Here is a 26,541-nt window from a genome sequence, read left to right as displayed (position 1 = left end):
CAAGCCGGGAGCGGAGGTGGATCAGGCCGCGATCAGGGTGTCGGCGCCGGTTTTGTCTTCCATGTCCACGATCTGGGCCAGCTTGGCGGCGAAGACCTCGCGCAACTGTTCCCAGTAGGCGTCGAAATCCTCTGCTTTGCGCAGGAAGTGGGTCATCACGGCGGCGCGCAGGATGTAGACGCTTTCCACCTTGTCCCATTCGGCCCGGCTGAAGCCGCGGCTAGCCACGTAGTGCCAAGGGGTGTCGCCGTACTCTTCCACGGACAAGGAGGTGGAGGAGGTCAGGAAATCGTTGGTGTAGGTGCGGCCTGAAGCGTAGGAGCAGATCTCGTACATCTTCTTGTTCAGCCGGTTGTGGTCTTCCAGGCTGTCGTTGCCGATTTCCTTGAAGGTGAAGTTCACCATGTGGAAGTCAGGGTGCATGATGGGGCGCACTTCGAAACGGCGGCGGCCAACGGTCAGCGGCTTGGCGGAGGCCAGGCGCTGGGCGAACCAGTCCGCGGTCACGATGCCGCGGCCAATCACTTTGCCGTAGCCGCCGATGTTCAGCGGCACCAGGCGGTGGGCCGCCCATACCGCGGCGGCGGTGGCGCCGGCCTTGGAGCCTTCCATGATGGAGGAGCCCAGCACCACCTTGGTGTCGGCGCCTTCGGCTTCGTCCACTTCTTCGAACACATAGGCCGCGTGGTAGGAGATCAGGTCGACGATGCGCTTGTCCTTCATACAGACGGCGCCGGCCGCGTACTGGATGTAGCCCACCTTGTGCGGATCCACGGTGATGGAGTCCGCTTCCGCCATCGCTTTGAAGCCTGCGTAAACTTCGCGCTTGGGCCAGGTGACGCCGGCCGGGATGATGTCTTCGGCGCGGTAGCGGGCCAGCAGCGCGTCGTAGTCCATGAAGCGGTTGTCCTCATCGAGGAACATCGCGCGCGCATAGCCGCCGTAGGCCGCGTCCACGTGCACGTAGAAGGAGGCGCCGTATTTCCGTTCGCATTCGGCGCGCAGCTTGATCACCTCGTCGACATGGTCGATCGAGCCTTCTTCCGTGGTGCCTACCACGGACACCATGGCCAGGATAGGATGGCCTTCCTCGATCAGGCGGAAGGTGATCTCGCGCATCTTGGCGACGTCGGTGCGGTAGTTTTCGTCCACAGGCAGCGGCACGATGTGTTCCTGGCCGATGCCCAGCACGTCCATCGCCTTCATCCACGAGTAGTGCTTGGATTGCGGCACCAGGATCTTGCCCAGCGAACCTTGCTTGATGCCGACGCCGCGGCAGGACAAGGCGCGCACTTCTTCAAACAGGCCGCGCTTTTTCAATTCGTCGGTCAGGTCCAGCACCGCGCTGGGCGATAGGTTCAACAGCTCCTTCTCGCTCTTGCCGGCGACCAGATCGCGGGCTTTTTCATGCTGGGCGATAGCCAGCGGAATGGTCTTCAGATTACGCGCCACCCACATGCCTTCGTAGTTGGCCACGGTGCCGCCGGATGTGATGTGGCCCCAGCTGCGTTTGGGGTCGTAGCCGAACATCCGGCACAGGTCGAGGCCGGCTTCCACTTCCAGTTCGGTGGTGGTGGGCGAGGCTTCGTGCGCGCAGTTGTTGGGGTTGTACATCATGGTCATCACGTAGGCCAGGTTGGACACCATCAGCGTGTCCGCATTCATGTGGCCCAGATAGCGCGGGGAGAACCAGGGCACAGAGGTGTTTTTCAGCTTGGAGGACAGCTGACGCAGGATGCCTTCGGTTCGGTACAGGGTCTGGCGGAAATCGCCGGCGTGCTGCTCCACCGGGGTGACCAGCGCCGGGTCTTCCGGATGGAAGTCCGCGCGCCAGTGCAGGTGTTCGGACACGGCGTATTCCATCATTTCCTTGAAGAACACGCGGTTTTCGGATTTGGGGCCGATGAACAGGGCATCGACGTTAAGCGGGGAGGCGTTCGGAGTGTTCATAACAGATTAACCTTGTAATTTAGGGGGCGTAAGCGGCTCATTTGCCTTCGGCGGGGCGCGCTTTGCTGGCGGGAGAAGTGCGCGGCGCAACGCCGGCGGAGCGGGCGTGCCTGGCTTTTTGGCCGTAGGCGTACACAAGGAAGGGAATCACCAGCATGATGGCGAGCCCGATGAGCTGGAATTGCAGGTATTCATGGGAGGAGCCATGGAAGCTGCCCGGCGGGATGAAACCCAGGTAGCCGGCCAGCAGCGAGATGACGATGCCCAGGCCGGAGCAGACCCACATGCCCGCGTTGCCTCCGGGCACTCGGAAGCTGCGTTCCACGTCCGGACGCTTGTAACGCAGGTAGATGGCGGCGGAGAACATGAACAGATAGGCCACCAGATAGACGAGCCCGGTCAGGCCCATCAGCATGAAGTAGAAGTTATCCACGTTCGGCATCACGGTGATCAGCACGCCGACGACGGTAATGGCCGCCGCCTGGATCAGCACCAGAGTGACCGGCACGCCGTGGCGGTTGGTCGTCTGCAGGAATTTGGGCAGTGCGCCGGAGTCCGCGGTGGCTTGCAAGCCGCGCACCGGGCCCAGCACCCAGGAGTTCACCTGGCCCACCAGACCCAGGCCGATGCACAGGCCCATGACAGGAGCCAGCCAGCCCATGCCCCATTGATTGAAGTAGAGCTCGAAGGCCTGCATCAAGCCGGCGGTCATCGAGATTTTTTCCTTGGGGATGGCTATGAAGATCGCCGCGGAGCCGATCACGGATAGCAATACCATGATCACCGACACCAGGATGATGGCAATGGGATAATTGCGCCGGGCGTCTTTGATGGCGGAGACGTTGGACGCGGACACCTCCATGCCCATCACCACGAAAATGAAGCCGATGAAGAGGCCGAGCGTGCCGCTGTCGCTAAAGCTGGGGACCAGGTTGTTCCAGCTCCAGGACACGTCGGTCATGATGGGATGGCCGCCGGCCAGATAGGCGATGCCGCAACCGATCAGCACCACGCCGGGCATGAAGACGCCCAGGCTCACGCAGATGGTGGACACCCAGCCCAGGGTTTTCACGCCGCGCATGTTCACCAAGGTGCAGGCCCACCAGATGCCCACGATCATCGCCAGCATGTAGAACTTGTTGCTGGCGAGGGCAGGGTCGAACACATAGGCGAAAGTGGCGGCGATGATCATGATGATGGAGGTCATGCCGAACACCATCTGTATCCACTGCATCCACACTGCGACAAAGCCCATGCGCTCGCCAAAGGCTTCGCGAACCCAGATGAACAGGCCGCCATCCTGTGGCCAGGCGGTGGCCAGTTCAGCGGACACCAGGGCGGTGGGCACCAGAAACAGCAGCGCGGCCGCCAAGGTCAGGAAAATCGTCATCATCCCCGGTTGAGCCGTCATTGGCAGCGTGCGGACGCTGACGACCACGGCGGCGGTGATCATGACAAAGGCAAAGACGCTGATCTTGGGAGGCGTCTTATCTATTGTCGTCATTTTCATCTCCATCGAACAAAACAATAAAAACGTAAAAATATAAAATTTCGAAAATATTATTTATTTCGTGTTGTTCGACGCTTGATGAAAATCAATATTAGGAAAATTCAATAAAAGATAATTTGAATGGAATAATGCTTTGGACGCAGGAAAGCCTTGCCTGAAAAGGGTTCTATGGGACTGTGACTGCAAGGGGCCATGACAGACGCGCTTGCGTAGGGGAAGGGCGAGAGGTTTCTTGGTGCGGATTCGTAGCTGCATAGACGATGCACAGCAGGCTTTGAACCGGCTCTAATGCGGAGAGGCTAGGTGGCAATACGCTCGCCGCGTCAGCTTGGACGAAGCGTCGCCCAAGCCGCGGGCGGAGAGAACAAAGAGGGTGGATCGTCGGAGGAGGGCGAGGTTTGCGGCTGTTGGGAACAAAAGAAGGCGGCGGCGCTGGCGCGCGCGCGCCGCCGGGAGCTTAACAGCTTACAGGGCCTGGGACGGGTTCATGCCTTTGGGCAGCAGCATCCACAGATTGCCTTGCTGCTTCATTCTGCCGGCGTACATGCCGGCTTCGGTGCCGTAACCCCAGAAGAAATCGGCGCGCACCGCGCCCTTGATCGCGCTGCCGGTATCCTGTGCGTGCACCAGCCGCGTCAACGGCTGGGTGGAGTGAGGCCAAGTGGTGACCAGGTAGACCGGCGCGCCCAGCGGGATGTAGCGCGGGTCTACCGCGATGCTGTAGCCCCCGGTCAGCGGTACGCCCAGCGCGCCCATTGGCCCGCCGTTGTCGCCCGGCAAGCTTTTGAAGAACACATAGCTGGGGTTCACCGCGAACAGCTCCTGCCGGCGTTGCGGGTTGCGGGCCAGCCAGTCCTTGATGCCCTGCATCGATGCGTCGCCCAGGGTCAACTCCCCCTTGTCCACCAGCCATTTGCCGATCGATTGGTAACCGTAACCGTTTTGTTCGGCGTAGCCGACGTGGATGAAGCTGCCGTCGTCCAACTGGATGCGACCCGAGCCTTGCACTTGCAGGAAGAACAACTCCACCGGATCTTCGACCCAGGCCAGGATGGGCGCGTTGGCCACGCCCTTGCCCTGATTGATTTCGGCGCGGGTGTAATAAGGCAGCAGGCGTTTGCCGTCCAGTCTGCCTTTCAGCCGCGTGCCGCGGCTGTCTGCGGGAAAGTCGGCGGGGCGGATCTCAATGTCGCCGGCCGCGCTCAGCGCCAGCCGGTTGGGACCGCTGCGGCGCGCAGTCAGGCTGGATTTGCCGCGGAGGGAGGCCGGAACGTCCACGCTGTAGAAGTCCGCTGGAATGCCATACACCGGCCAGGGAGTGCGTTCGCTGCGTGTCCGGCTGCCGCTGAGCAGCGGCTCGTAATAACCGGTGATCAAACCGCTGTCGCGGCCGCCGTCGTTGACCTTCCAGGCGGCAAAGCGATTTTCAAAGAATTGGCGCACAGCCTGAGCGTTGTCGGCGGCAATGCCGTTGGCTTGCCTGCACACTTCGGACCAGCCCGGCTTTCTGGCAATGGCTTTACAGCTTTGCTTCAGCGCGACGAGGGTATCGCCCAGTTCTTGCTGGCTCCAGGCCGGCAGCGAGGTGGGCGCGTCGCTTTCACGCGCCGCGCCGCCAGGCTTGCCCGGCGGGCTGGAAGTAGAGCAGGCGGCCAGGCCGACGACGAGCAGTAACAACAGCCATTTTCTAAACATGCGGTAGATTCTCTGAAACAGGGCTAAGGCAGCGACGCGCTGCAAATTCGGTCTGATTTTACGCTGGGACGCACATGACGGGGCAATGATGCCCGCGGCGAATGTTGCGGCGGCGCTAACGGTCGGAAGCGTCATGCCGCGTTGTCATGGACCGGCAACAAAATTGAAAAGTTTCCTCGCTAGTATGCGGTAAAACATTCGCGCTGAAGCTTGGGCTTGAGCCATATCACTGGAGAATCTGATGAAACGTTTTTGCATCCGCGCCTTGCTGTTGACCACCTTGCTGTCCGCCGGCCTGCCGGCTTACGCCGAACAGACCCCGCCGACGGATGAGGAGCTGGCCGCCAGCGTGCAGCAGGCCTTGAACGGCGATGCCGAATTGCAGGCGCTTGGTTTGAAGGTGAGCAGCAAGAAGAGTGAGGTGACGATTGAAGGCGGCATGACCGACGACCAGCAAATGTTCAAAGCAGGGCAGATTGCCGAAAAAGTTCCGGGCGTGAAGTTCGTTATCAACAATATGGTGCTGAAAAACTAGGCGGGAACAGCCTGGGACGGCGGTATCAAAGGGCGTTTCGACGCCCTTTTGTCATTTTCGCCGGCCAGTATTTTCGCCAGGAATTTAAGATTAATCCGATTGTGGCGCATTCCCTTATTGAGAAAAATGTGAGGTGTTGCCGGCTGGCTGCCTTTCTGGAGGCATGGGCCGGCAAGGTTTTTCCAATCCGCAGTATGGATCGCACGCCGGCCCACTGCGAAGCACCGGACATGACTCATGGAATATGCATCCGCCCTTGGCAAGAGGCTCTCCCACCGCATGATGCTGCAACCGGCGGAGCAGGTGGACAAATTGATTTCACGGCTGGAGGGCGCGGACGAAGCCAAGCTGGTGTATTGGGACGAGCGCAGCCAGCGGCTGCGCGCGCTGAGCCCGCGCTCGCGCCGCGGCCGGCAATTGCTGGCGCGCGGCTTGCAATCGCCCCAAGTGGTGGGCGTGTTCAACGGCTACGCCAGTTATCAGGATATTTATCAGGCCTTCCAGCAGACGCTGGACGACCTGAAGCTCAGTTGATCCAGGCCTAGACTCGTTCCAGCTCCAACAATTCCGCCATGGTTTGGCGGCGGCGGATCAGGCGGCTAGAGGAGCCGTCGATCAAGGTTTCGGCCAGCAGCGGCCGGCTATTGTAGTTAGACGACATGGTGGCGCCGTAGGCGCCGGCATCGTGAAACACCAGCAGATCCCCTACCTGAGCGTCCGGCAGTGGGCGGCTTTCCACCACGCCGCCTTCCTGTTGGGTGAAGACGTCCCCCGATTCGCACAAGGGCCCGGCCACCACGCAAGGCGCGCGCTCGCCGGATTTTTCCGTTCCGTCCACGCTCAGGACGGAAATATCGTGATGGCTGCCGTACATGGCGGGGCGCATCAAATCGTTGAATCCCGCGTCCACCAATACGAAACGTCGACAGCCCATGGTCTTGACCGCTCTCACTTCGGTGATCAGAGCGCCGGATTCAGCTACCAGAAAACGGCCCGGCTCGATTTCCAGCCGCACCGGATGCCCCAGATGCGCGGCGATCCGCCGCCGCGCCTCGTCCCATAGATCGAAGTAATGCGCGGTATCGATGCGTGCGTCGCCGTCGCGGTAAGGAATGGACAGGCCGCCGCCGGCGGAGATCGCTTCGATGTCGTGCCCCAGTTCAGTCGCCAGCTTGACCATGGCGCCGCAGACCTGCTGCAGGTGGCCGTAATCAACGCCCGAACCGATGTGCATGTGCAGGCCTACCAGATGAAGGCCGAATTGACGGATCATGTCCAGCGCGTCGGATACTTGCTCATGCCAGATGCCGTGCTTGCTATTCTCGCCGCCTGTATTGGTTTTCTGGCTATGGCCGTGGCCAAAACCGGGGTTGACGCGCAGCCAGACCCTATGGCCGGGCGAGACCGCGCCCAGCTGACGCAGCATGTCGATGGAACCGGCGTTGACCGCGATGCCCGCGGCCGCCACGCGTTCCAGCGTGGCGCGGTCCAGCACGTCGGCGGTGAAGACGATGTCGGAGGGCTCGGCGGAGTCGGCCTTGTAGCCGGCGGCGAGCGCGCGCTCGATTTCGCCCTGCGACACTGCGTCCACTTTGACGCCCTGTTCTCGCATCAAGCTGAGGATATGGATATTGGAGTTGGCTTTTTGCGCATAGCGGATCACGTCGAAGCGCTTCAGTTCGGCGATGCGCCGGCGAATGGTGTCGGCGTGGTAAACCCAGAGCGGGCTGCCGTACTGGCGGGCGAGTTCGGTCAGTTGGCGGGCGTCAAAGCATTTCATGGCGTGGCGTTGGCTAGGGGTGGCAGACAGAAGCATCATGGCGCGTGCCCCGGCAAAAATAAAATATCAAATTATCGCCACCTCTTTCATTTATGATATGGATTGCCAAGTTGCTTAAGAGGAGGCGGAATGGACATCAGCCTGCGCCATATCGAAGTGTTTCGCGCGGTGATGACCACCGGCAGTGTTACCGAGGCGGCCGTTTTGCTGCGCACTTCGCAGCCCACGGTCAGCCGCGAACTGGCGCGCTGTGAACAATTGCTGGGCATGGCCTTGTTCGAGCGCAGCCGCGGCCGCTTGCGGCCTAGCGCGCAGGGGTTGCTGTTGTTCGAGGAAGTGCAGCGCAGTTATCAGGGCCTGGAGCGCATCGTCAGCAGCGCGGCGGCGATTCGCCAGTTCGAACAAGGGCAATTGTCGATTGTCTGTTTGCCGGTTTTCGCTCAATCGCTATTGCCGGCGGTGTGTCGGCGTTTTTTGTCGCAAGCGCCGGGCATTAGCCTGAACATCGCGCCGCAGGAATCGCCGTTGTTGGAGGAGTGGCTGGCGGCGCAACGCCATGACCTGGGTTTGAGCGAGAGCGCGCACGCGCCGGCGGGAACCAGGGTGGAGCCCCTGCTGCAGGCGGACGAGTTGTGCGTGTTGCCGGAAGGGCATCGCTTATTGAGCAAGACGGTGCTGGCGCCAGAAGACTTCGAGGGCGAAGCCTTCATCAGCCTGGCGGCGGCTGATAGCTATCGGCAACAGCTGGATCAGGTGTTCTCCGAGAGGGGGGTCAAGCGGCGCATGGTGGTGGAGACGCATAGCGCCGCCTCGGTATGCGCCATGGCGCGGCAGGGCATTGGCGTGGCCGTGGTTAATCCGTTGACCGCGCTGGATTACGCCGGCGCGGGCCTCGCCGTGAGGCGCTTTAGCGTGTCCATTCCGTTCGCGGTCAATCTGGTGCGGCCGCTGCACCGGCCCGTCTCTCCGTTGCTGGAGCGTTTCGTCGATAGTCTGAAGGTCGAACTGGCCGTGATTAGCCAACGGCTGGCCGCGCCGGCAGGGGTTTAGAAGCTGTTTACGATCCGCTGTGCGTCGTAGAGCGTTACACGGTGAGTACGGCTTCGAAATGCTCATGTACCGTGTGTACACTCCGTTTTCTCAGCCGTTTTCGCCTTGTCTCACCTTAGCTCGCGAGATCGTGAACAGGTTCTTAGTCGCGTAGCGCCACTACCACCCGCTTGTTGCGCGCGCCTTTGCTTTCAATCTTTTTCACCACGACGGGGCCAATCTCGCCGGTGCTGCGCACATGAGTGCCGCCGCAGGGCTGTAGATCGATGCCGTCGATATTGATCAAGCGGATTTCAGGCAGGTGGAGCGGCGGCGTCACCGACATGGTCTTTATCAACTCCGGTTGCCGCTGCAGCGCCTCGCCACTGCTCATTTCGATGCGCACCGCGCGGTCTTCCGCCACTAGCCGGTTCAACTCGTTTTCGATGTGCTCGCGGTCCAACTCCATGCCCTCGGGCAAGTCGAAATCCAGGCGGCCGGATTCCGCGCTCAGATTGCCGCCGGTGACACCCGCCTTGATCACCACGGACAATAAGTGCAGACAGGTGTGAATGCGCATGTGGCGATGGCGGCGCGCCCAGTCGAGTTCCTGGGTGACCGCCGTGCCGGCGGCGAGCCGCGGCGTATCGGGGGGCACCAAGTGGACGATGGCGCGTGTTTCGCGGTCTCGTCGGGTATCGCTTATCGCACAGCCGCCGCCGTCCCAGCTTAGCGTGGCGGTATCGCCCGGCTGGCCGCCGCCAAGCGGGTAGCAAAGCGTGTCCTCCAGCACCAGACCGGCGTCGTCGTGCCGCGCCACGCGGGTTTCCAGCCGGGTTTGATAGGGGTCGATGTAAAAGCGTTCTGCCATGCGGCGGTTCCTTTTCAGACTATGCTGGGAAGACCGGCGACGCTTGCGGCCGCCGGAGGCGATGATGTTGAGAATGCTGCCGCCGGCTGTGTATTTCAAGAGACAGCGCTAGCGAAAAATCATGGCAACAGCTTGTCGCAGCAGCGTTTAGCGCAGATAATCGCCGCCTTTTTCCGCTTTCCTTTCCATTGCCCCATGACCATTCGCCATAATCTGGAACATTACAATCCGCCGCCGGACACAGGCCTAGACGTGATCTACGCCGACGAGGCGATCCTGGTGTTGAACAAGCCTGCCGGCTTGCTGTCGGTGCCGGGCCGCGGCGAGGACAAGGCGGACTGCTTGATCAGCCGCGTTCAGCGGCTTTATCCGGATGCGCTGACCGTGCATAGGCTCGATATGGCGACATCCGGCCTGGTGGTGATGGGGCGCGGCGCCAGCATGCAGCGCGAGTTATCCATCGCCTTCATGGATCGCAAGGTGGACAAGCGCTATGTGGCGGTGGTGGACGGCATCGTCGAACAGAACAGCGGCACCGTGGACCTGCCGCTGATCATTGACTGGCCGAACCGCCCGCGTCAGAAGGTGGATTTCGAGAACGGCAAGCAGGCCGTCACTCATTACCGGGTGGTGTTGCGCGATGGCTTGCGCCAGACCAGCCGAGTGGAGCTGGAACCCTTGACCGGCCGTGCCCATCAGCTGCGCATGCATATGCTGCATCTGGGCCATCCCATTCTGGGCGACGACATCTACGCGCCGGAGGCGGTGTTGGCGAAAGCCGAGCGCTTGCTGTTGCACGCGGAGCGGCTGACTTTGCGTCACCCGATCACGCGCGAGGAAATGGAGTTTGTCGCCAAGGCGTCCTTTTGAGAGCTCGTTGAAAGCTTTTTCGGGGAAAGCGGCCGCCGCGCCTTGACCCTGCCGGCACGTCTGGCCGAGACTGGGCGGCGGGTCATGGCGTGAGCTCCGGAGCCGGTTGGGAGCGCAAGGCGTGTTTACGCTTCATGTCGTGAGTGCTACGCCCCGCGGCGGTGAGCGGGGCTGAAAGATGTCTTCCATACAGGAGGCTTCATCATGAAATCTTGGTTTGCTCCCCCTCTCCGCCATCGGCCGTCCGAGCTTGAAGCCAGGGAAACGGCCTTGCCCTATGTCCGTTATATCCCCGGCCGCGCTGCGCCTCATTATTGGCAAGTGCCGGAGGCGCGGGAACTACGACATGGCCACGACATCGGCAGCGAAGCCGCGGATGAACTAGCCCTGTGGCTGGCCGCGAATCCGGATTGCGTGGGCTTGGGCTTGCTTGGCCGCATCGTCGACGACATCGATTTCGAGAACGAGGCGCAACGCGGCCAGTGCGAGGGCTTTTTCAATCAACTGGAGCAGTTGCTGCTTCTGGGACTGAGCGAACTGGAAGCGTCCATCGGCGACGAACCAAGCCGGCACTGATCGTTTTCAAGTCGCGAGACTGCCGACGCCTTCATTTTCCGTAACGCTTACCCGACCCGGTTTTCATGGCGAAATCCGGGCCGGCTTCGTCTCGGGCGGCTGGTTTCGCCATTTTCCCCTCCGTCATGTCTTTGGTTTTTTCTGCTGTGTAATCTTGGCTTGCACTGCCAGCCTGTGCATACTTCTTCCTTGATCTGAAGCAAGAACTCCCTAAACAAGCGTGTTGCCGCCAGAACGTTTGTTTAGTGATTTCTACCTTGTAAGGATCTGTCATGTTAAGTCGCAATTCCGCATTGCCCAGCATCGTCGTCGTTGGCGGCGGCGCCGGCGGCCTGGAACTCGCCACCCGGCTGGGGCGCACCCTGGGCGCGCAGCACAAGGCCCGCGTCGTGCTGGTCGACGGCTCGCCCACCCACATCTGGAAGCCGCTGTTGCACGAGGTGGCCACCGGCGCGCTCAACACCGGTGAGGACGAGGTCAATTACTTCGCCCATGGCTATCGCAACGGTTACGAGTTCGAGTTCGGCTATATGCAGTCGTTGGACACCGAACGGCGCAGTATCCAGCTTGCCGAAGTGCGCGATGCGGGCGGAGCGCAACTGAGCCCGCCGCGCGAAGTGTCCTATGACTGGTTGGTGCTGGCGGTGGGCGCAGAGGCGAACGATTTCGGCACGCCCGGCGTCGGCGAGCACGCGATGTTCCTGAACACCCCTGACGACGCGGAGAAGCTGCGCCACCGGGTGTTGGAACTGGCCTTCCGCTGCAGCAGCGGCTTGCAACCGCTGGCCAAGCTTGGAATCGCCATCGTCGGCGGCGGCGCCACCGGAGTCGAACTGGCGGCGGAATTGAACCACACCTTGTGCGAACTGCATCATTACGGCGCGCGCCTGCAGCCGGAGCGTGTGGAAATCAGCGTGATCGAAGGCGCGGACCGCATCCTGGCCGCCGCGCCGCCGTCTTTGTCCGCTTATGCTCAGGAGCAATTGGCCGCGCGCAACATCAAGGTGCTGACCGGCAGCCGGGTGGCGGCCGTGCACGCCGATGGCGTGGAACTGCAGGGCGGCGACAAGGTGGCGGCCGACATCACTGTCTGGGCCGCCGGGGTCAAGGCGCCGGGGTGGCTGGCCGGTTTGGGGGGCCTGCAGACCAACCGCATCAACCAATTGCAGGTGGACAAGTGGCTGCGCTGCCAGGGCGCCGCCTGCGTCTATGCGCTGGGCGATTGCGCCGAAGCGCCGGACGGCGACAGCGGCCGCAATCTGCCGGCCACCGCCCAGGTGGCGCACCAGCAGGCGCGCTGGCTGGCGGACGAACTGAGCCGGCGCGTTGCCGGCCGCCAGGGCAAGCCCTTCGTCTTCAAGCCACAGGGCATGCTGGTGTCGCTGGGCAAGCACAGCGCGGTGGGCAGCTTGGCGGCGGTGGTCGGCCCCAAGCGCGACTACTATGTGGAGGGCCGCGGCGCCAAGCTGATCTACAGCTCTCTGTACCGTATGCACCAAGCGGCTGTACACGGCTGGGTGCTGGCCGGCCTGCTCTATGTCGGAGACAAGTTGCGCCGCGCCGCGAGGCCGTCTTTGAAGCTACACTGATCCGGTTCAGACCGACGACAAGCCCACCCTCAAGGTGGGCTTTTTGTAGGCGCGGCTTGACCGGAGGGCGCTTTGTGGACATCTTGTTTGCCATTGGCATAACGGGGGTGGAAATGGCGCAAGCTTCAAGTTTGGAGATCGACGTCTGGCTGGATCAGCGGCCGCTGGGCGGGTTTCAGCGTCGGCTGCTGCTGCTTTGCGGCTTGCTGATGATTCTGGATGGGTTCGATGTTCAGGCCATGGCCTATGTCGCGCCGGCGCTGCTGGCGGATTGGGGCTTGGCCAAACCGTCCTTGGGGCCGGTGTTCAGCGCCGGCTTGCTTGGTTTGCTGCTGGGCGCTTTACTGTTCAGTCCGCTGGCGGACCGCTTCGGCCGCCGTGCCTTGCTGCTGTTGTGCACTTTGTGGTTCGGCCTGGGCATGCTGGCCACCGCCTTCGCCGCCACACTGGAGCACCTGCTGTGGCTGCGCTTCCTGACCGGCCTGGGGCTGGGCGGCATCATGCCGAACGCGATGGCGCTGGCCGGCGAGTACAGTCCGCTCCGGCGCAGGGTCAGTATGATGATGCTGATTTCCTGCGGCTTCACCGTCGGCGCGCTGTTGGGCGGCTTGCTGGCGGCTTGGCTGGTTCCTGCCCACGGTTGGCGCGCGGTGTTTGCGGTTGGCGGGGCCGCGCCGCTGCTGTTGGCGCTGTGGATGTGGCGGCAGTTGCCGGAGTCGTTGCAGTTTCTGTTGTCGCGGCAACGGCGCGAACAGGCGCTGTTCTGGTTGCGGCGTCTGGACCCGGCGATGAGAGGGACGACGGTGTCTTGCCTGACGCTGCGGGAGCCCGTCGCCGCCGCGTCGTTGCCGCATTTGTTCCGGGCCGGCCGCGCACGGCTGACGCTGACCCTGTGGACGCTCAGCTTTTTGAATCTGCTTCTGCTCTATTTCCTGTCCAACTGGATGCCGGCCCTGGCGCGGGACGCCGGGTTGGACACGCAAAGCGCCATTCTCGCCGGCGCCGCGCTGCAACTGGGCGGCGTGGCCGGCACTTTGCTGTTGGGGATCTGGATAGACCGGCTGGGTTTTTTGCGGGTGATGCTGCCAAGCTTCGCGCTGGCGGCGGCGGCCGTTGCCATGCTGGGGCAGTTGGGCGCGCAGCAGGCCGGCTTGTTTGGCCTGTTGTTCGCCGCCGGTTTTTGCGTGGTGGGCGGCCAGCCGGCGATCAACGCCCTGGCGGCCAACGCCTATCCCACCTCCTTGCGCGCCACCGGCGTGGGCTGGAGCCTGGGCGTCGGCAGGGTGGGGTCGGTGTTGGGGCCATGGCTGGGCGGCGAGTTGCTGCGTCAGGACTGGAGCCTGGCCAGCCTGTTCATGCTGGCCGCGACGCCGGCCTTATTGGCGGCCTGGCTGGTGTGGATGTGTCCGCAGGCGGAGCGGCCGGTCGCCGGTTGAGTCAAATCGCCAGCAGCGCGGCGACGACGCGACGGTCTTCCGCCAGCAGGATGTTGAAGGTGCGGCAGGCGGCCTGGGTGTCCATGGTTTCCACGCCAATGCCGGCGTTGGCCAGCGCGGCGGACAGGCGTGGGTGGCAAAAGCGCAGGCTTTTGCCGGTGCCGAACAGCACCACTTCCGGCTGCAGCGCCAGCAGCGCGCTGAAATGGCTTTCTTGCAAATCCTCGAAAGCGGTTACCGGCCAAGGCGCCACGCTGTCCGCGGTTACGATCAGATTGCCTTCGTGACGCTGGGCGTTGATCAGAACATGGCCTTCGCCATAGCCGGTGAACAAGTTGCGGCCCTGTCCAAGCGATTGCTGCATTTTCATGTGAGTGGATTCCCGATTGCGAGCGCTGCGGCGGACGGCCCTTTTCGGGGGCGAAGAACCTGCTGCAGTGCATCAGAGATTGGGATAGGATTATAACTCGACCCCGCCGCTGATTGCCGCCACAACGTTAACGTGGTCATCGCTTCAGCGGGGACATCCAAAGAGATCAGATGAAAGAACACAAACCGCGCCGCCAGGGCAAGACCGCCGTCTCCGGCGGGCGGCAAGCCACGGAAAACATTGTCGTCATGCAGCCAGTCCATAAATCGCAAAAACTCGCCAACGTCTGTTACGACATCCGCGGTCCGGTGCTTGAGCACGCCAAGAAGATGGAAGACGAAGGCCATCGTATCATCAAGCTGAACATCGGCAACCCCGCGCCGTTCGGTTTCTTCGCACCGGACGAAATCATCGAGGATGTGATCGTCAACCTGCCGTCAGCCTCCGGCTATTCCGACTCCAAGGGCCTGTTCGCCGCGCGCAAGGCGATCATGCATTACGCCCAGCAAAAACAGCTGCCCAATGTGGGCATGGACGACATCATCGTCGGCAACGGCGTGTCCGAACTGATTGTTATGGCGATGCAGGCGCTGCTGGACAACGGCGACGAAGTGCTGGTGCCGGCGCCGGACTACCCGCTCTGGACCGCAGGCGTCAGCCTGGCAGGCGGCAAGGCGGTGCATTATCTGTGTGACGAAGAGCAAGGCTGGTTCCCCAGCATCGACGACATCCGCGCCAAGATCACGCCCTCAACCCGCGCCATCGTGGTAATCAACCCCAACAATCCCACCGGCGCGGTTTACCCGCCGGCGCTGCTCAAGCAGATCGTAGAGGTGGCTCGCCAGCATCAGCTGATCATCTACGCCGATGAAATCTACGACAAGGTGCTCTACGACGAGGTCAAGCACACCTCCATCGCCTCCCTGGCGCCGGACCTGTTCGTGGTCACTTTCAACGGCCTGTCCAAGAACTACCGCGCTTGCGGTTACCGCGCGGGCTGGATGATTCTGTCCGGGGAAAAGAAACACGCGAAGGACTATATCGAAGGCCTGAACATGTTGGCCTCGATGCGTTTGTGCGCCAACGTGCCGGCGCAGTTCGCGATCCAGACGGCGCTGGGCGGCTACCAGAGCATAGACGACCTGGTGGCGCCTGGTGGCCGCCTCGCGCGCCAGCGCGATCTGGCGCACAAGCTGCTGACCGACATCCCCGGCGTCAGTTGCGTCAAGCCGCAGGGCGCGCTCTACCTGTTCCCCAAGCTGGACCCCAAAGTCTACCCGATAGGCGACGATCAGCAGTTCATCCTGGAGCTGTTGCAGGAGGAGAAGGTGTTGCTGGTTCAGGGCTCAGGGTTTAACTGGATTGCGCCCGATCACTTCCGCGTGGTATTCCTTCCCAACTCGGACGATTTGGTCGAGGCCATCGGCCGCATTGCGCGTTTCCTGGAAAACTATCGCAAGCGCCACGGCGGCGAAGCCTGAAACCGCGGTTGCTTGAGGCTTGAGGTTTGAGCGGAGGGACGGGGGCTGCGGCTCCCGTCTTGCCATCAGGCTTTCCTTGTCAGCGGATACGGTCCGCTGACAAGGAAAACTTGGGACACGCGCCCGCTGCGCCGGCAATGGCTTGGCGGCACGGCTCTTGATCAGGGCTGGCCGTCGCGGGCAGGGACAAAATACTAGAGACAGGGAGCAGATAATGAAACCGATCAATATCGGCCTATTGGGCGTGGGGACTGTGGGTGGCGGCACCGCCACCGTTCTCAAACGCAACGCCGAGGAAATCAGCCGCCGCGCCGGCCGTCAGATCCGCCTGCTGCAAGCGGCCAACCGCAACCAGGCCCGCGCGCAATCCTTGCTGGGTCCGGACGTGGACGTGGTGGCCGACGCGATGCAGGTGGTGAACAACCCCGATGTCGACATCGTGGTGGAATTGATCGGCGGCGACACCGTGGCCAAGGAGCTGGTGCTCAAGGCCATCGCCAACGGCAAGCACGTGGTCACCGCCAACAAGAAGCTGCTGGCGCTGCACGGCACCGAGATCTTCGCCCGCGCGCAGGAACAGGGCGTGATGGTGGCCTTCGAGGCCGCGGTGGCCGGCGGCATTCCCATCATCAAGGCGCTGCGCGAAGGCTTGTCCGCCAACCGCATCGAGTGGATTGCCGGCATCATCAACGGCACTTCCAACTTTATCCTGACCGAGATGCGCGAGAAGGGCGCGAGCTTCGCCGAAGTGCTGGCCGAGGCGCAGCAGCTGGGCTACGCGGAAGCCGACCCCACCTTCGACATCGAAGGCCATGACGCCGGCCACAAGCTCACCATCATGGCGGCGCTGGCCTTCGGCATTCCGATGCAGTTCGACCGCTGTTATCTGGAAGGCATCAGCAAGCTGGAAGGGCGCGACATCAAATACGCCGAGGAATTGGGCTACCGCGTCAAGCTGTTGGGCCTGACCCGCCGCACCCCCGCCGGCGTGGAGTTGCGCGTGCACCCGACGCTGATTCCGGCGCGCCAGTTGATCGCCAACGTCAACGGCGTGATGAACGCCGTGCTGGCTAAGGGCGACGCGGTGGGGCCCACCTTGTACTACGGCGCCGGCGCAGGCGCGCTGCCCACAGCCTCCGCGGTGGTGGCCGACATCGTCGACGTGACTCGCTTGCTGACGGCGGACCCGGAGCACCGCGTGCCGCATCTGGCCTTCCAGCCGGACCAGTTGCAGGACCTGCCCATCCTGCCGATTTCCGACGTGGTCAGCTCCTACTATCTGCGCATCGGCGCCGCTGACCGCGCCGGCGTGCTGGCCAACATCACCCGTTTGCTGGCGGAAAACGGCATCTCGATCGAGGCGGTCATCCAGAAAGGCTCGGTGTCCGACGGCACCGCCGAAGTGGTGATCCTGACCCATCGCGTGCAGGAACAGGCGATTGACCGCGCCATCTCCGGCATCGAGGCGCTGGAAAGCATCACCGGCAAAGTGGTGCGCCTGCGCATGGAAGAACTGAATGATTAAACGCTGGCTGACCGGCCTCGGCGCCGGTCTGATCCTGGCAAGCGCCGGGGCGACGCCCTTGTCCCCCGGCCAGCACAGCCTGTTGCAGGGCTTTTTGATGCGTGGCTGCGTCAAACGCACTCCGGCTTCGGACGGCGTTGGCCAGCACTCGTCGGAACAAGTGCAAAAATATTGCCAGTGCGCCAGCCAGCATCTGGCCGGCCGCTTTTCCTCGGAAGAGGTGATGGGCGTGCTGACCGGCCAGATCAAGAAAGACGACCCGCGCGGCAAACAGCGGATGAAGGACGCCTCCGCCGCCTGCGCCCAATATCTGGAAACTCCCTGATGCGTTATATCAGCACCCGCGGGGGCATGGCCCCGCAATCGTTCAGCGACATCCTGCTGATGGGCCTGGCGCCCGACGGCGGCCTGGTGTTGCCGGAGAGCTATCCGCGGATTGATCGCGAGCGGCTGGACGCCTGGCGCGGCCTGTCCTATGCCGAATTGGCCTTTGAAGTCATCCGTCTGTTCGCTACCGATATCCCGGAAGACGATCTCAAATCCATCGTCGAGCGTACCTATACCCGCGCGACCTTCGGCAGCGAGGCGATCACACCGCTCAAGCGGCTGCATGATGGCCTGGCCATCCTGGAACTGTCCAACGGCCCGACGCTGGCCTTCAAGGACATGGCGATGCAGTTGCTGGGCAATCTGTTCGAATACGTGCTGGCCAGGAAGGGCGAGCGTCTGAATATTCTGGGCGCCACCTCGGGCGACACCGGCAGCGCCGCCGAGTACGCGATGCGGGGCAAGGCTGGCATCCAAGTGTTCATGTTGAGCCCGGACGGACTGATGAGCCCGTTCCAGCGCGCGCAAATGTATAGCCTGCACGACGCCAATATCCACAATATCGCGATCCAGGGCATGTTCGACGACTGCCAGGACATCGTGAAGGCGGTGCAGAACGACCATGCCTTCAAAGCGCATCACAAGATAGGCACCGTCAACTCGATCAACTGGGCGCGAGTGGTGGCCCAGGTGGTGTATTACTTCAAGGGCTATTTCAACGCCACGGCAAGCAATGAGGAAAAGGTCAGCTTCTGCGTGCCGTCCGGCAACTTCGGCAATGTCTGCGCCGGTCACATTGCGCGTCAGATGGGCTTGCCGATAGAACGGCTGCTGGTGGCCACCAACGAGAACGACGTGCTGGACGAGTTCTTTCGCACCGGCGCCTACCGCCCTCGCGGCACGGCCAACACCTACGTTACCTCCAGTCCGTCGATGGATATTTCCAAGGCATCCAACTTCGAGCGCTTCGTGTTCGATCTGCTGGGACGGGACCCGGAAGCGCTGAAAGCGCTGTGGCGCCAGGTGGACGCCGGAACCGGTTTCACCTTGTCCGAGGAACAGACCGCCGCCGCAGCAGAGGTCTTCGGCTTCGTTTCCGGCAAGAGCAGCCATGCCGACCGCCTGGCCACTATCCGCCAGCTGGACCGAGAAGACGGCGTGGTGGTGGACACTCATACCGCCGACGGGGTCAAGGTGGCTCGCGAGTTGCGCAGCCCTGGCGAAACCGTGGTTTGTCTGGAAACCGCTTTGCCCGCCAAGTTCGCCGCCACCATCCGCGAAGCGCTGGACCGCGATCCGCCGCGGCCTGACGGTTTTGACGGCCTGGAGGATCTGCCGCAGAAAGTGTCGGTGTTTCCGGCGGACGCCGACGAGGTCAAAGCCTTCATCGAACGCAGTTTGAGCTGAAGCGCTTTGGACGCGAAAACGGCCCCATGGGGGCCGTTTTTTTTTGCGTCTGCCGCAGTGTTAGAGCTTATTCAAAGTCTCGCTTTAGCTCTAGAGACCGTGAACAAATTCTTAGAACCTGTTCATAGTCTGCTGCGCTTCAGCGATACGGCGTTAAAACGTCTTCGAAATGCTCATGTACCACGCGTACATTCCGCTTTCTCAGTCATTTTAGCCTTGTCTCGCTCTTGCTCGCGAGACTTTGAACAGGCTCTAAGCTCTATTCAAGCGAGTATTTTAATTTCTCCGCTGCATTGTCAATAGGAGGGCGCAGGCTGCAGTCCCGGCCCTGCTTGCGCTAGAATGCGGATATGCGACGTTTACTACTTTGGATGATGTGCTGCGTCTGGGCTGTGGCGGCATCGGCCGCGGGCATGCAGGACCTGGGACGCTTGGAGGCTTTAGCCGGAGACTTCCTCAAGCACGAATTGTCGATGCGTCCCGCCACTTGGACCTTGGGGCAGTTGGACCGTAAGCTGGCGGTGCCGGCCTGCGCGCAGCCCAAGGCGGATTGGGCGACGCCAGGCGTGACCACCGGCGCCACCTTCGTCGCGGTGTCGTGCCCGGAGCTGGGTTGGGCACTTCGGATTCCCGTGCGGATCAATGAAAAGAAAATGGGCGTGGCCCTGAGCCGGGCCGTGGCGGCCGGCGAGGTGCTGAGCGCCGCCGACGTGCGCTTAGTCGACGTGGCCAATCCCAGCCTGGCGCGGAATGTGTTGGACGACCTGCAGCAGGCCATAGGTAAGACCATGCGCTCCGGCGCGCCGGCCGGCGCCTGGTTGCGCAGCTTTATGGTGCGTGCGCCTTATCTAGTGAACAGCAACCAGCGAGTGAAGGTGGTGGCGTCGGGAGAAGGTTTCGCCGCGGCGGCCGACGGGCTGGCGATAGGCAATGCCGCCGAAGGCGAGCAAGTGTCGGTGCGTATGGCCTCCGGTCGTGTGATACGCGGGCAAGTGCAGGCGGACGGCAGCGTGATGGTGATATATTGAGACGGCTCGCCGGCAAGCCGAGGTGATGGCCGCGGCGGGCGGGGGCGGATATTTGGAGAAAGTCTTCAAGATATTGTTTTTCCGTCCGATAATAGAGGTAATCCAGGTTCCCTTTGGGAAGGCCATGCCATGAAAGTAGATAACTCGGGCAAGCTGTCAGCAAGCTACAGCACCCAGAACAAGGCCGCGCCGCGAGATGCGGCCGCCAATGCCAACCCTGCCGCCAGTGGATCCGACAGCGTGACGATCAACCCTTTGGCCAGCCGTCTGAGCGCGGTGGAAAGCAAGGTCAGCGGCGATTCCGGCTTCGACGCCGGAAAGGTGGCCGCGATCAAATCGGCGATTGCCGCGGGTACGTTCAACGTCAATCCGGAGAAGATCGCCGACGGTTTGATCGCCTCCACCAAGGAATTGTTGGCGCGTTAAGCGCGCAGTTGAGAGTCAGGCATGAACGTTGTTGAAGAATTCTGCCAGTTGTGCCGGGCCGAGAGCGATCTTGTTGCCCGGCTGATCGCATTGCTGGAGCAGGAACAAAAAGTATTGGTGCAGGGCTTTGACATTCAGCTGGACGCCCTGGCAGAGAGCAAGAGCGCCGTGCTGGACCAACTGGCCGTCAGCGCCGCTCAGCGCGGCGAACTCATGCGTCAGATCGGCGTGCAGGACAGCGAGACGGTTTACATCTGGCTGGCGGACAAGCCGGAAGCCAGTTTGGCCTGGACCGGGCTGGAAGAGGCGATCCAGCGGGCGCAGAGCATCAATCAGCTCAACGGCAGCTTTATCGACCAGCGCTTGTCGCTGGTGGAGGGCGCGCTGAACACCTTGCGCGATGCCGCAGCGTCCACCGTGGGCTACGACAAGGCTGGCCAGTTGCCGGAGTTGGCGACCGGGCGGCGCTTTCTCGGCTCCGCCTGAGGTTTGTTCAAAGTCCGCCGCGCGTAGGCGGGATGGCTGGAAAAGGGGGGTGAAAACGCCCCCGGCAAGCGTCAATACACAAGAGAGCGCCTTTCGGCGCTCTTGGCTTTTTCACCGCGCCCGGCCGGTTTTAGAGTCTATTCTCAAGGAGCAGTGGGAATGCCCTGGCCTTTATGGTATCTTCCTCTCCGGGCCTGAGAAAACCACTATCCGGAACCAATGACCCTGATTTCCTTGATTATCGCTCTGGCACTGGAGCAGTTGCGGCCGCTAGGCAATCGCAATCGCGTCTGGCTGCTGTTCACTCGCTACGCCAATCATTTGGAACGCAATCTGAATGCCGGCTCCAACCGCCATGGCGTGTTGGCGTGGTCCTTGGCGATCGTGCCGGCGGTCTTGCTCAGCTTGCTGATCTATTACGCGCTGCACGCCTTGAGCCCGATCCTGGCGATGTTGTGGAATGTCCTGATCTTGTATCTGACCATGGGTTTCCGCCATTTCTCCAGTGCGTTCTCCGAAATCTCCCAGGCCTTGGCCGAAGGGCGGGATCTGGACGCGCGCACCGCGCTGGCGAATTGGACTGGACAGGGCACCGCTGAATTGTCTGTCGAGGAAATTTCCCGGCTGGCGATTGAGCAGGGGGTGGTGGACAGCTACCGCCATGTGTTCGGCACCATGTTCTGGTTCGTGTTGTTGCCGGGTCCGGCCGGCGCGCTGTTGTACCGACTCTGTTCTATGCTGAATCAGAAGTGGGGCAACCGCGACGCGGACGAAGACCCGTTCGGTCGTTTCTCGGCTAGCGCCGCTGCCTGGCTGGACTGGATTCCGGTGCGTTTGACCGCCGCCAGCTTCGCCATCATGGGCGATTTCGAAGATGCGGTGTATTGCTGGCGCTCCCAGGCCAAAACATGGGGGAACTACGCCAATGGCATTCTTCTGGCTTCGGCCGCGGGTGCGATCGGCGTGAAATTGGGCGATCCGCTCAGACAGGATTACTCCATACGCTTCCGGCCCGAACTGGGCTTGGGCGACGAAGCCGACCCCAACTACCTGAAAAGCGCGGTTGGTCTGGTCTGGCGTTCCGCCTTGCTATGGTTGGCCGTAATCCTGCTGCTCAGCGTCGCAAGCCACATGGGCTGACGACCCAACGCCGCCGTTAGGGCGGCGTTGTCTTGTCCGTTTGTGTCATTTGAATACGGGGGCGTGTTGGCGCGTGCGCGCAACAGGCCCCGCGAGTTTTGCAGGAGTGTTGTCCATGCTGTTTTCCGAACTCGGGCTGTCGCCCGAGATTCTGCGCGCCATCGAAGAACAGGGCTATTCCCAGCCCACCCCGATTCAGGAAAAGGCGATCCCTCTGGTCTTGTCGAGCCGCGATTTGCTGGCCGCCGCCCAAACCGGCACCGGCAAAACCGCAGCCTTCATGCTGCCCATTCTGGAGCGCCTGAAGAAATACGCCAATACCAGCGTGTCCCCGGCGATGCATCCGCTGCGTGCCCTGGTGTTGTCTCCTACCCGCGAATTGGCGGATCAGATCGGCGTCAACGTCAAGAGCTACACCAAATACCTGCCTCTGCGCGCCACCACGGTGTTTGGCGGCGTCAATATGGACCCGCAAACTCAGGAACTGCGCCGCGGCGTGGAAATCCTGATCGCCACGCCGGGCCGCCTGCTAGACCACATCCAGCAAAAAACCGTTCAATTGAACAAGGTGGAAGTGCTGGTGCTGGACGAAGGCGACCGCATGCTGGATATGGGCTTTATTCAGGACATCCGCAAGATCATGGGGATGCTGCCCAAAGAGCGTCAGACCCTATTGTTCTCCGCCACTTTTGCGCCGGAGATCAAACGGCTGGCCGCTGACTTCATGAAGTCGCCGCAAACGGTGGAGGTCGCGCGTCAAAACGCCACCAACGATCAGGTCGAGCAGATTGTTTACTCGGTGGATGCCTTCAAAAAGCGCCATCTGTTGACGCATCTGATCAAATCTCGCGAGATGAGCCAGGTCATCGTGTTTTGCAAGACCAAGCTCAGCGCCGACCGTCTGGCGCGTGAACTGCAGCGCGACGGCCTGCAAGCCGAAGCCATTCACGGCGACAAGGCTCAGGGCGCGCGTCTGGAAACGCTGGCGGGGTTCAAGGAAGGCAAACTGCGCATATTGGTGGCCACCGATGTCGCCGCTCGCGGCCTGGATGTGACGGAGTTGCCCTATGTGGTCAACTTCGAGCTGCCGAACGCCCCGGAAGATTATGTGCACCGGATTGGCCGTACCGGCCGCGCCGGCGCCAAGGGCGTGGCGATTTCGTTAATGTCCCCGGAAGAAACCCGTCAGCACGAGTCTATCGAGAAGCTGACCAAGCAGACGTTGACGCCGCAGATCGTCGACGGTTTCCGCCCTTCCTGGCTGACGCGCCCCAGTGAGCGCGAACGGGAGCGTGAGCGCTTGCCGGCGCCGTCCAAGCCGGAAGCTTCGGTTCTGGCCGGTTCGACCGAGGGTGTGAAGAGACCTTTGAGCGGCCGTCGTAGCCGCAAGGCGAAGCGGGAGGTGCCGGCCTTGCTGCTGCCGCCGCGCTATAAGGTGGAAATCATTCGCTGATTTGGCGAACACACATGGAACGGCCCTGCATGGGGCCGTTTTTTTATGGGCGTCGCCGGCACTTCCCGTTGTCGGCGGGGTCGGACTTCAGGGTGAACGGCTAGGCAAAGAGAGGGAGAGCGATGCGGGTGAAATGGCGGTATATCGGCATGGGCGGGGTGATGCTGGGCATCGGCGCGGCGGCGGGAGCGACGACGATGCTTCCATCCGCTTCGCGGAACACTGAGGCCAAGCCCGTGGCGGCATCTGTGATGCTGGCGGAGGCGCAGCGGCTGGAACGCCTGCGCGCGCTGGTGAAACAGCATGCGATCCAATGCCATTGCTCGCTATGCCTGTGGCGGGATGTTGGCGGAGCGAACGGCGGAAGAGAACAGGAGTCGAACCTGCTACTTACCCCTCTATAGCCCAGTAACGGCGCGGGTTTTGCTGTTTTGCTCCCTTAATTGTGCGATAGCTGTGCGAATGTGTGACTATACTTTGTCACGTTGATGCTCGAAGCAACACCCCTGCACTTAGGAGAACTCATGCACCACATGGAGCCGGGAGACGAGAAGGAGATTGACTCCACCGAGGAATTTAACCGCTTCAGAGAGTATTTTATTTTCAAGTCAGTTGCACACCCTCGCATAAGCATACTCTTGCAAATTCAATTGTTTACGTATTTTTACTCTGGCGGACTCAATCCATTTAAAGTGATGAAAGAGATTGAAGCTTTAGAGTCAGCGCCAGGGGAAAGCAGAACAAAACCCGCCACAAAGTTTAATGGCCCATTTTTGAGAGGGCTTTTCCACAAACATCATATGGAAGATGGACTTCCTGCGTTAGCGCAAAATCTACTGAATGCGCTAAAGACCTACGGCCTCCCTGATTTTGAAAAGATAAGCATTGAAGCAGAAAAAGACGGAGGGGTTGTTTCTATTGACGACATTAACGCGCTAGTCAATGAGGCGGTATTAACGAATTATCAACGACGATCTAATGATCAGCAGCTGACAGGTGAGTGGATTATTTTTGCCCAGCATAAAGGGCTGAATTACTATTTGTGCTTAGGCAAACACGGTCAAGATCAAAAAATTAGAAGTGAAATTGATGCACTGTGCGTTTTGGAATTTCCATTTCTTAATGAAATACTCCCTCAAATAGAGGGAGGTATTCATTAGTTATGCCTGTTTTTCACCAGGCAGCTGCCAGTCGTTAACTGGCTGATACCCCCCTTGCTTATCTGGGTCCGGTATCCACCTGCCGTATGTCCTGATTACCATCTCGGTGTCGACGTGCCCCAGCTGATTGGATACCCACATGATATTTTCGCCGGCAGACAACAGCATCGACGCATAGGTGTGGCGGGTCTGGTAGGCATTGCGCGCGCGGACACCCGCACGCTTGAGCACCGTTCCCCATTGCTGGTTGATTTGGTCCGGCAGCGTCCAGGGGGCTTTTGTGTACGGGTTGATAAACACGCGGCCGTGGCCGGCGAATCGTTCACGGTCTGTCAGCGTAAACCGCTTTTGCTCAAGCAACGCTGCGCGCGCCGGCGGTAGCATCAGCACGTCGCGCTTGCCGGCATTGGTCTTGGTTCCCTTCTCGCGCTTGCGGCTGATGGCACGACGGACCTTGATAACGCCGTTCACAAAGTCGATATCCTCCCAGCGCAGCGCCATCAATTCGCCAGTGCGCAGCCCGCTATAGATGGCGAACTGAAACTGGTTTCTAAGCTGCCCCTCGGCGGTGGCCACCACTGCGGCAATCTCCCGGCGGTTGAGCGGGTCCACCTCATAATCGGTGCTGGCTGTTTCCTTGTTGACCAGCTTTTTCAGGATGACGCCGGCGAATGGGTTGCGCTCAATAAGGCCATCCGACAGCGCTTGCTCGACAACATGGCGCAGCGGTATCAAGTCGTTGCTGATGGTCTTGATGGTGACATTGCGCTCGACCACCCAGTCGCGGATATCGGCACCTATCAAGTCGGTGATCCGCTTGGCTCCAAACTTGGGTTTCAGCTTGAACTCAACCGCCTTGCGGTATTCATTCCACGTGCCGAACTCCAGCGTCTTTTCCGTCTGCGCAATCAGCTTGTCCAGCAGCTGGCCAACGGTGACGGAAGACACCGCATGGCCAAACAGGGCTGCGCGTTTTGAGTTGGGAAAGTAGTCGGAGTAGCGGAAGGTTTGACGCTCGATAGCGTTCAGGATTTCGGCGCGTAGGCGCTCTGCATATCGAATATTTGCCGCGGTGGGGTCGAGTTTCAGCGTCTCACGGCACTCGACCCCCCGGAAGGAAAAAGCCACCTGCAGGCTTTTCCCCCTGATGTTTACGCCGCGTGGCGTGCTTTTGGTGCTCTGCTGCTCGCTGCCCATTCTTGAACCGCCTTGATGTTGACCCAGACCTTACCGTCGCCGGCAATCCTCCACTCCACATTCTCGCGCCAGACGCCGCCGCGCCGTTTGGCGCGGACCCCATCAGGCGTATCGCCCATGATTTCGCAGTAGCGCGCCTGCGGTAGCCATTCCAGGTGGATTTTTACATTATCGCCGATTTCTATCATGTCTTGCTTCCTTGCTCTGGCGGCCATAGGTGAGCGGCCTTGCCGGCTTATCAGAGAACGGCGCACCCTAGTTGATTGGGCTGGCCGCTCGCCTATGGCCGCGTTTGCGGCCGGGGTTTAGATGGGCTCCACCACCATGGCCAGGCTGGCGCGCTCTTCGTCCAGGATCTGGAAGCAGTCGCGGCCTTGGCTGTCGCGGCCGTTTTGCACCAGCTGGCGATCCAGGGTGTTGCGCACCAGGGCGATGACGTTGCCTTGCAGTTGCAACAGCTCAATCGGCCAGCGCAACACGATGAACGGGACAGCGCCCGGCCCGGCCTCTGCCGTGGCGTCCAGCTCGATGTCGCGCAGGCGCCGGGCAATGCGTTCGGCGCGGTCGATGTTGTGGAGCTGGCCGTTGACCGCGTCCAGCTCCGCGCGGAATTTGCCGGTTGCGGCTTGCACCAGGCGGGTGTAGAGATTGGTTTGCACGTTCATATCTGATTCATCCCCAAGAGTTGTCTGCATCGAGC

28 protein-coding genes are annotated in these 26,541 nt (G+C 61.4%); 18 read left to right on the top strand and 10 right to left on the bottom strand.

Annotated features, from left to right (window positions below; all coding sequences use genetic code 11):
- Window positions 1–21: 21 nt before the first annotated feature.
- The 3 genes from GYH29_RS19480 to mltA form a co-directional block, all read right to left on the bottom strand.
- Window positions 22–1,950 carry a pyridoxal phosphate-dependent decarboxylase family protein gene (locus GYH29_RS19480; RefSeq protein WP_161524268.1) on the bottom strand — a complete coding sequence of 643 codons (1,929 nt, stop codon included), beginning with the start codon at window positions 1,948–1,950 and terminating at the stop codon, window positions 22–24.
- 37 nt (window positions 1,951–1,987) lie between these two features.
- A complete protein-coding gene (locus GYH29_RS19475; RefSeq protein ID WP_161524267.1) occupies window positions 1,988–3,454 on the bottom strand; it encodes an amino acid permease in 1,467 nt (488 codons plus the stop codon).
- 471 nt (window positions 3,455–3,925) lie between these two features.
- Entirely contained in the window at window positions 3,926–5,155 is a 1,230-nt protein-coding gene (mltA, locus tag GYH29_RS19470; RefSeq protein WP_019100601.1) for a murein transglycosylase A, read from the bottom strand.
- A 241-nt stretch (window positions 5,156–5,396) separates the two neighbouring features.
- Between mltA and GYH29_RS19465 the strand changes: the two genes are divergently transcribed.
- Window positions 5,397–5,690 (top strand): BON domain-containing protein, encoded by a 294-nt coding sequence (locus GYH29_RS19465; protein WP_019100602.1) that lies wholly within the window; start codon window positions 5,397–5,399, stop codon window positions 5,688–5,690.
- Window positions 5,691–5,927: 237 nt separating this feature from the next.
- A complete protein-coding gene (locus GYH29_RS19460; RefSeq protein ID WP_143330252.1) occupies window positions 5,928–6,224 on the top strand; it encodes a hypothetical protein in 297 nt (98 codons plus the stop codon).
- 7 nt (window positions 6,225–6,231) lie between these two features.
- Here the strand turns inward: GYH29_RS19460 and lysA are convergent, their stop codons facing one another.
- Window positions 6,232–7,509, bottom strand: a complete 1,278-nt coding sequence (gene lysA, locus GYH29_RS19455) for a diaminopimelate decarboxylase (protein WP_232060425.1) — start codon at window positions 7,507–7,509, stop codon at window positions 6,232–6,234.
- Window positions 7,510–7,599: 90 nt separating this feature from the next.
- Here lysA and GYH29_RS19450 point away from each other — a divergent pair, with 90 nt between their 5' ends.
- Window positions 7,600–8,520, top strand: coding sequence for a LysR family transcriptional regulator (locus GYH29_RS19450; RefSeq protein ID WP_019100605.1), 921 nt, complete (start codon window positions 7,600–7,602; stop codon window positions 8,518–8,520).
- Between the two features lie 142 nt (window positions 8,521–8,662).
- On the opposite strand, the gene GYH29_RS19445 is transcribed toward GYH29_RS19450, so the two are convergent.
- Window positions 8,663–9,370 (bottom strand): alanyl-tRNA editing protein, encoded by a 708-nt coding sequence (locus GYH29_RS19445; protein WP_039753965.1) that lies wholly within the window; start codon window positions 9,368–9,370, stop codon window positions 8,663–8,665.
- A 195-nt stretch (window positions 9,371–9,565) separates the two neighbouring features.
- Between GYH29_RS19445 and GYH29_RS19440 the strand changes: the two genes are divergently transcribed.
- Both GYH29_RS19440 and GYH29_RS19435 read left to right on the top strand, forming a co-directional pair.
- A complete protein-coding gene (locus GYH29_RS19440; RefSeq protein ID WP_039753968.1) occupies window positions 9,566–10,240 on the top strand; it encodes a pseudouridine synthase in 675 nt (224 codons plus the stop codon).
- Window positions 10,241–10,444: 204 nt separating this feature from the next.
- Window positions 10,445–10,816: a hypothetical protein gene (locus GYH29_RS19435; RefSeq protein ID WP_152596906.1), complete on the top strand. Its 372-nt coding sequence runs from the start codon at window positions 10,445–10,447 to the stop codon at window positions 10,814–10,816.
- A 31-nt stretch (window positions 10,817–10,847) separates the two neighbouring features.
- Here GYH29_RS19435 and GYH29_RS19430 read toward each other — a convergent pair whose 3' ends face one another.
- Complete coding sequence (locus GYH29_RS19430; RefSeq protein WP_146176150.1) at window positions 10,848–11,090, bottom strand: hypothetical protein; 243 nt, start codon at window positions 11,088–11,090, stop codon at window positions 10,848–10,850.
- Here GYH29_RS19430 and GYH29_RS19425 point away from each other — a divergent pair.
- The gene (locus GYH29_RS19425) at window positions 11,089–12,405 is read left to right on the top strand and encodes an NAD(P)/FAD-dependent oxidoreductase (RefSeq protein ID WP_019100609.1); all 1,317 of its coding nucleotides are present in this window, start codon (window positions 11,089–11,091) and stop codon (window positions 12,403–12,405) included. The genes GYH29_RS19430 and GYH29_RS19425 overlap by 2 nt on opposite strands.
- 113 nt (window positions 12,406–12,518) lie before the next feature.
- Complete coding sequence (locus GYH29_RS19420; RefSeq protein WP_039753970.1) at window positions 12,519–13,841, top strand: MFS transporter; 1,323 nt, start codon at window positions 12,519–12,521, stop codon at window positions 13,839–13,841.
- Between the two features lies 1 nt (window position 13,842).
- Here GYH29_RS19420 and GYH29_RS19415 read toward each other — a convergent pair whose 3' ends face one another.
- A complete protein-coding gene (locus GYH29_RS19415) occupies window positions 13,843–14,211 on the bottom strand; it encodes an Mth938-like domain-containing protein (protein ID WP_039753953.1) in 369 nt (122 codons plus the stop codon).
- A gap of 248 nt (window positions 14,212–14,459) precedes the next feature.
- Here GYH29_RS19415 and GYH29_RS19410 point away from each other — a divergent pair, with 248 nt between their 5' ends.
- The 11 genes from GYH29_RS19410 to GYH29_RS19360 all read left to right on the top strand — a co-directional run bounded on the left by GYH29_RS19410 (window position 14,460) and on the right by GYH29_RS19360 (window position 24,644).
- Entirely contained in the window at window positions 14,460–15,692 is a 1,233-nt protein-coding gene (locus GYH29_RS19410) for a pyridoxal phosphate-dependent aminotransferase (RefSeq protein ID WP_039753972.1), read from the top strand.
- 214 nt (window positions 15,693–15,906) lie between these two features.
- Entirely contained in the window at window positions 15,907–17,217 is a 1,311-nt protein-coding gene (locus GYH29_RS19405; RefSeq protein WP_019100613.1) for a homoserine dehydrogenase, read from the top strand.
- Window positions 17,210–17,542 (top strand): hypothetical protein, encoded by a 333-nt coding sequence (locus tag GYH29_RS19400; protein WP_019100614.1) that lies wholly within the window; start codon window positions 17,210–17,212, stop codon window positions 17,540–17,542. Before GYH29_RS19405 ends, GYH29_RS19400 begins: the two co-directional genes overlap by 8 nt.
- Window positions 17,542–18,951 (top strand): threonine synthase, encoded by a 1,410-nt coding sequence (gene thrC, locus GYH29_RS19395; RefSeq protein WP_118268315.1) that lies wholly within the window; start codon window positions 17,542–17,544, stop codon window positions 18,949–18,951. Before GYH29_RS19400 ends, thrC begins: the two co-directional genes overlap by 1 nt.
- A 350-nt stretch (window positions 18,952–19,301) precedes the next feature.
- Window positions 19,302–19,979: a flagellar basal body P-ring formation chaperone FlgA gene (flgA, locus tag GYH29_RS19390; RefSeq protein WP_039753955.1), complete on the top strand. Its 678-nt coding sequence runs from the start codon at window positions 19,302–19,304 to the stop codon at window positions 19,977–19,979.
- 129 nt (window positions 19,980–20,108) lie between these two features.
- The gene (gene flgM, locus GYH29_RS19385; RefSeq protein ID WP_019100618.1) at window positions 20,109–20,405 is read left to right on the top strand and encodes a flagellar biosynthesis anti-sigma factor FlgM; all 297 of its coding nucleotides are present in this window, start codon (window positions 20,109–20,111) and stop codon (window positions 20,403–20,405) included.
- 21 nt (window positions 20,406–20,426) lie between these two features.
- On the top strand, window positions 20,427–20,891 hold the full coding sequence (locus tag GYH29_RS19380) for a flagella synthesis protein FlgN (RefSeq protein ID WP_019100619.1): 465 nt from the start codon (window positions 20,427–20,429) through the stop codon (window positions 20,889–20,891).
- A 219-nt stretch (window positions 20,892–21,110) separates the two neighbouring features.
- Window positions 21,111–22,031, top strand: coding sequence for a CobD/CbiB family protein (locus GYH29_RS19375; RefSeq protein ID WP_019100620.1), 921 nt, complete (start codon window positions 21,111–21,113; stop codon window positions 22,029–22,031).
- Window positions 22,032–22,146: 115 nt separating this feature from the next.
- On the top strand, window positions 22,147–23,484 hold the full coding sequence (locus GYH29_RS19370) for a DEAD/DEAH box helicase (RefSeq protein ID WP_019100621.1): 1,338 nt from the start codon (window positions 22,147–22,149) through the stop codon (window positions 23,482–23,484).
- Window positions 23,485–23,606: 122 nt separating this feature from the next.
- Window positions 23,607–23,888, top strand: a complete 282-nt coding sequence (locus tag GYH29_RS19365; protein ID WP_161524266.1) for a hypothetical protein — start codon at window positions 23,607–23,609, stop codon at window positions 23,886–23,888.
- 120 nt (window positions 23,889–24,008) lie between these two features.
- Entirely contained in the window at window positions 24,009–24,644 is a 636-nt protein-coding gene (locus GYH29_RS19360; protein WP_052052034.1) for a hypothetical protein, read from the top strand.
- Here GYH29_RS19360 and GYH29_RS19355 read toward each other — a convergent pair whose 3' ends face one another.
- From GYH29_RS19355 to GYH29_RS19345, 3 genes are all read right to left on the bottom strand, one after another.
- On the bottom strand, window positions 24,645–25,841 hold the full coding sequence (locus tag GYH29_RS19355) for an Arm DNA-binding domain-containing protein (protein WP_043591269.1): 1,197 nt from the start codon (window positions 25,839–25,841) through the stop codon (window positions 24,645–24,647).
- Window positions 25,796–26,029, bottom strand: coding sequence for a hypothetical protein (locus tag GYH29_RS19350; RefSeq protein WP_043591267.1), 234 nt, complete (start codon window positions 26,027–26,029; stop codon window positions 25,796–25,798). Before GYH29_RS19350 ends, GYH29_RS19355 begins: the two co-directional genes overlap by 46 nt.
- A 117-nt stretch (window positions 26,030–26,146) precedes the next feature.
- Window positions 26,147–26,506, bottom strand: a complete 360-nt coding sequence (locus GYH29_RS19345; RefSeq protein ID WP_043591265.1) for a hypothetical protein — start codon at window positions 26,504–26,506, stop codon at window positions 26,147–26,149.
- Window positions 26,507–26,541: the final 35 nt, after the last annotated feature.

The organism is Chromobacterium haemolyticum (assembly GCF_009936155.1).
GTDB classification, from domain to species: domain Bacteria; phylum Pseudomonadota; class Gammaproteobacteria; order Burkholderiales; family Chromobacteriaceae; genus Chromobacterium; species Chromobacterium haemolyticum.
Note: the sequence above shows the minus strand (reverse complement) of the source record. Positions and strands in the feature narration are given on the sequence as shown.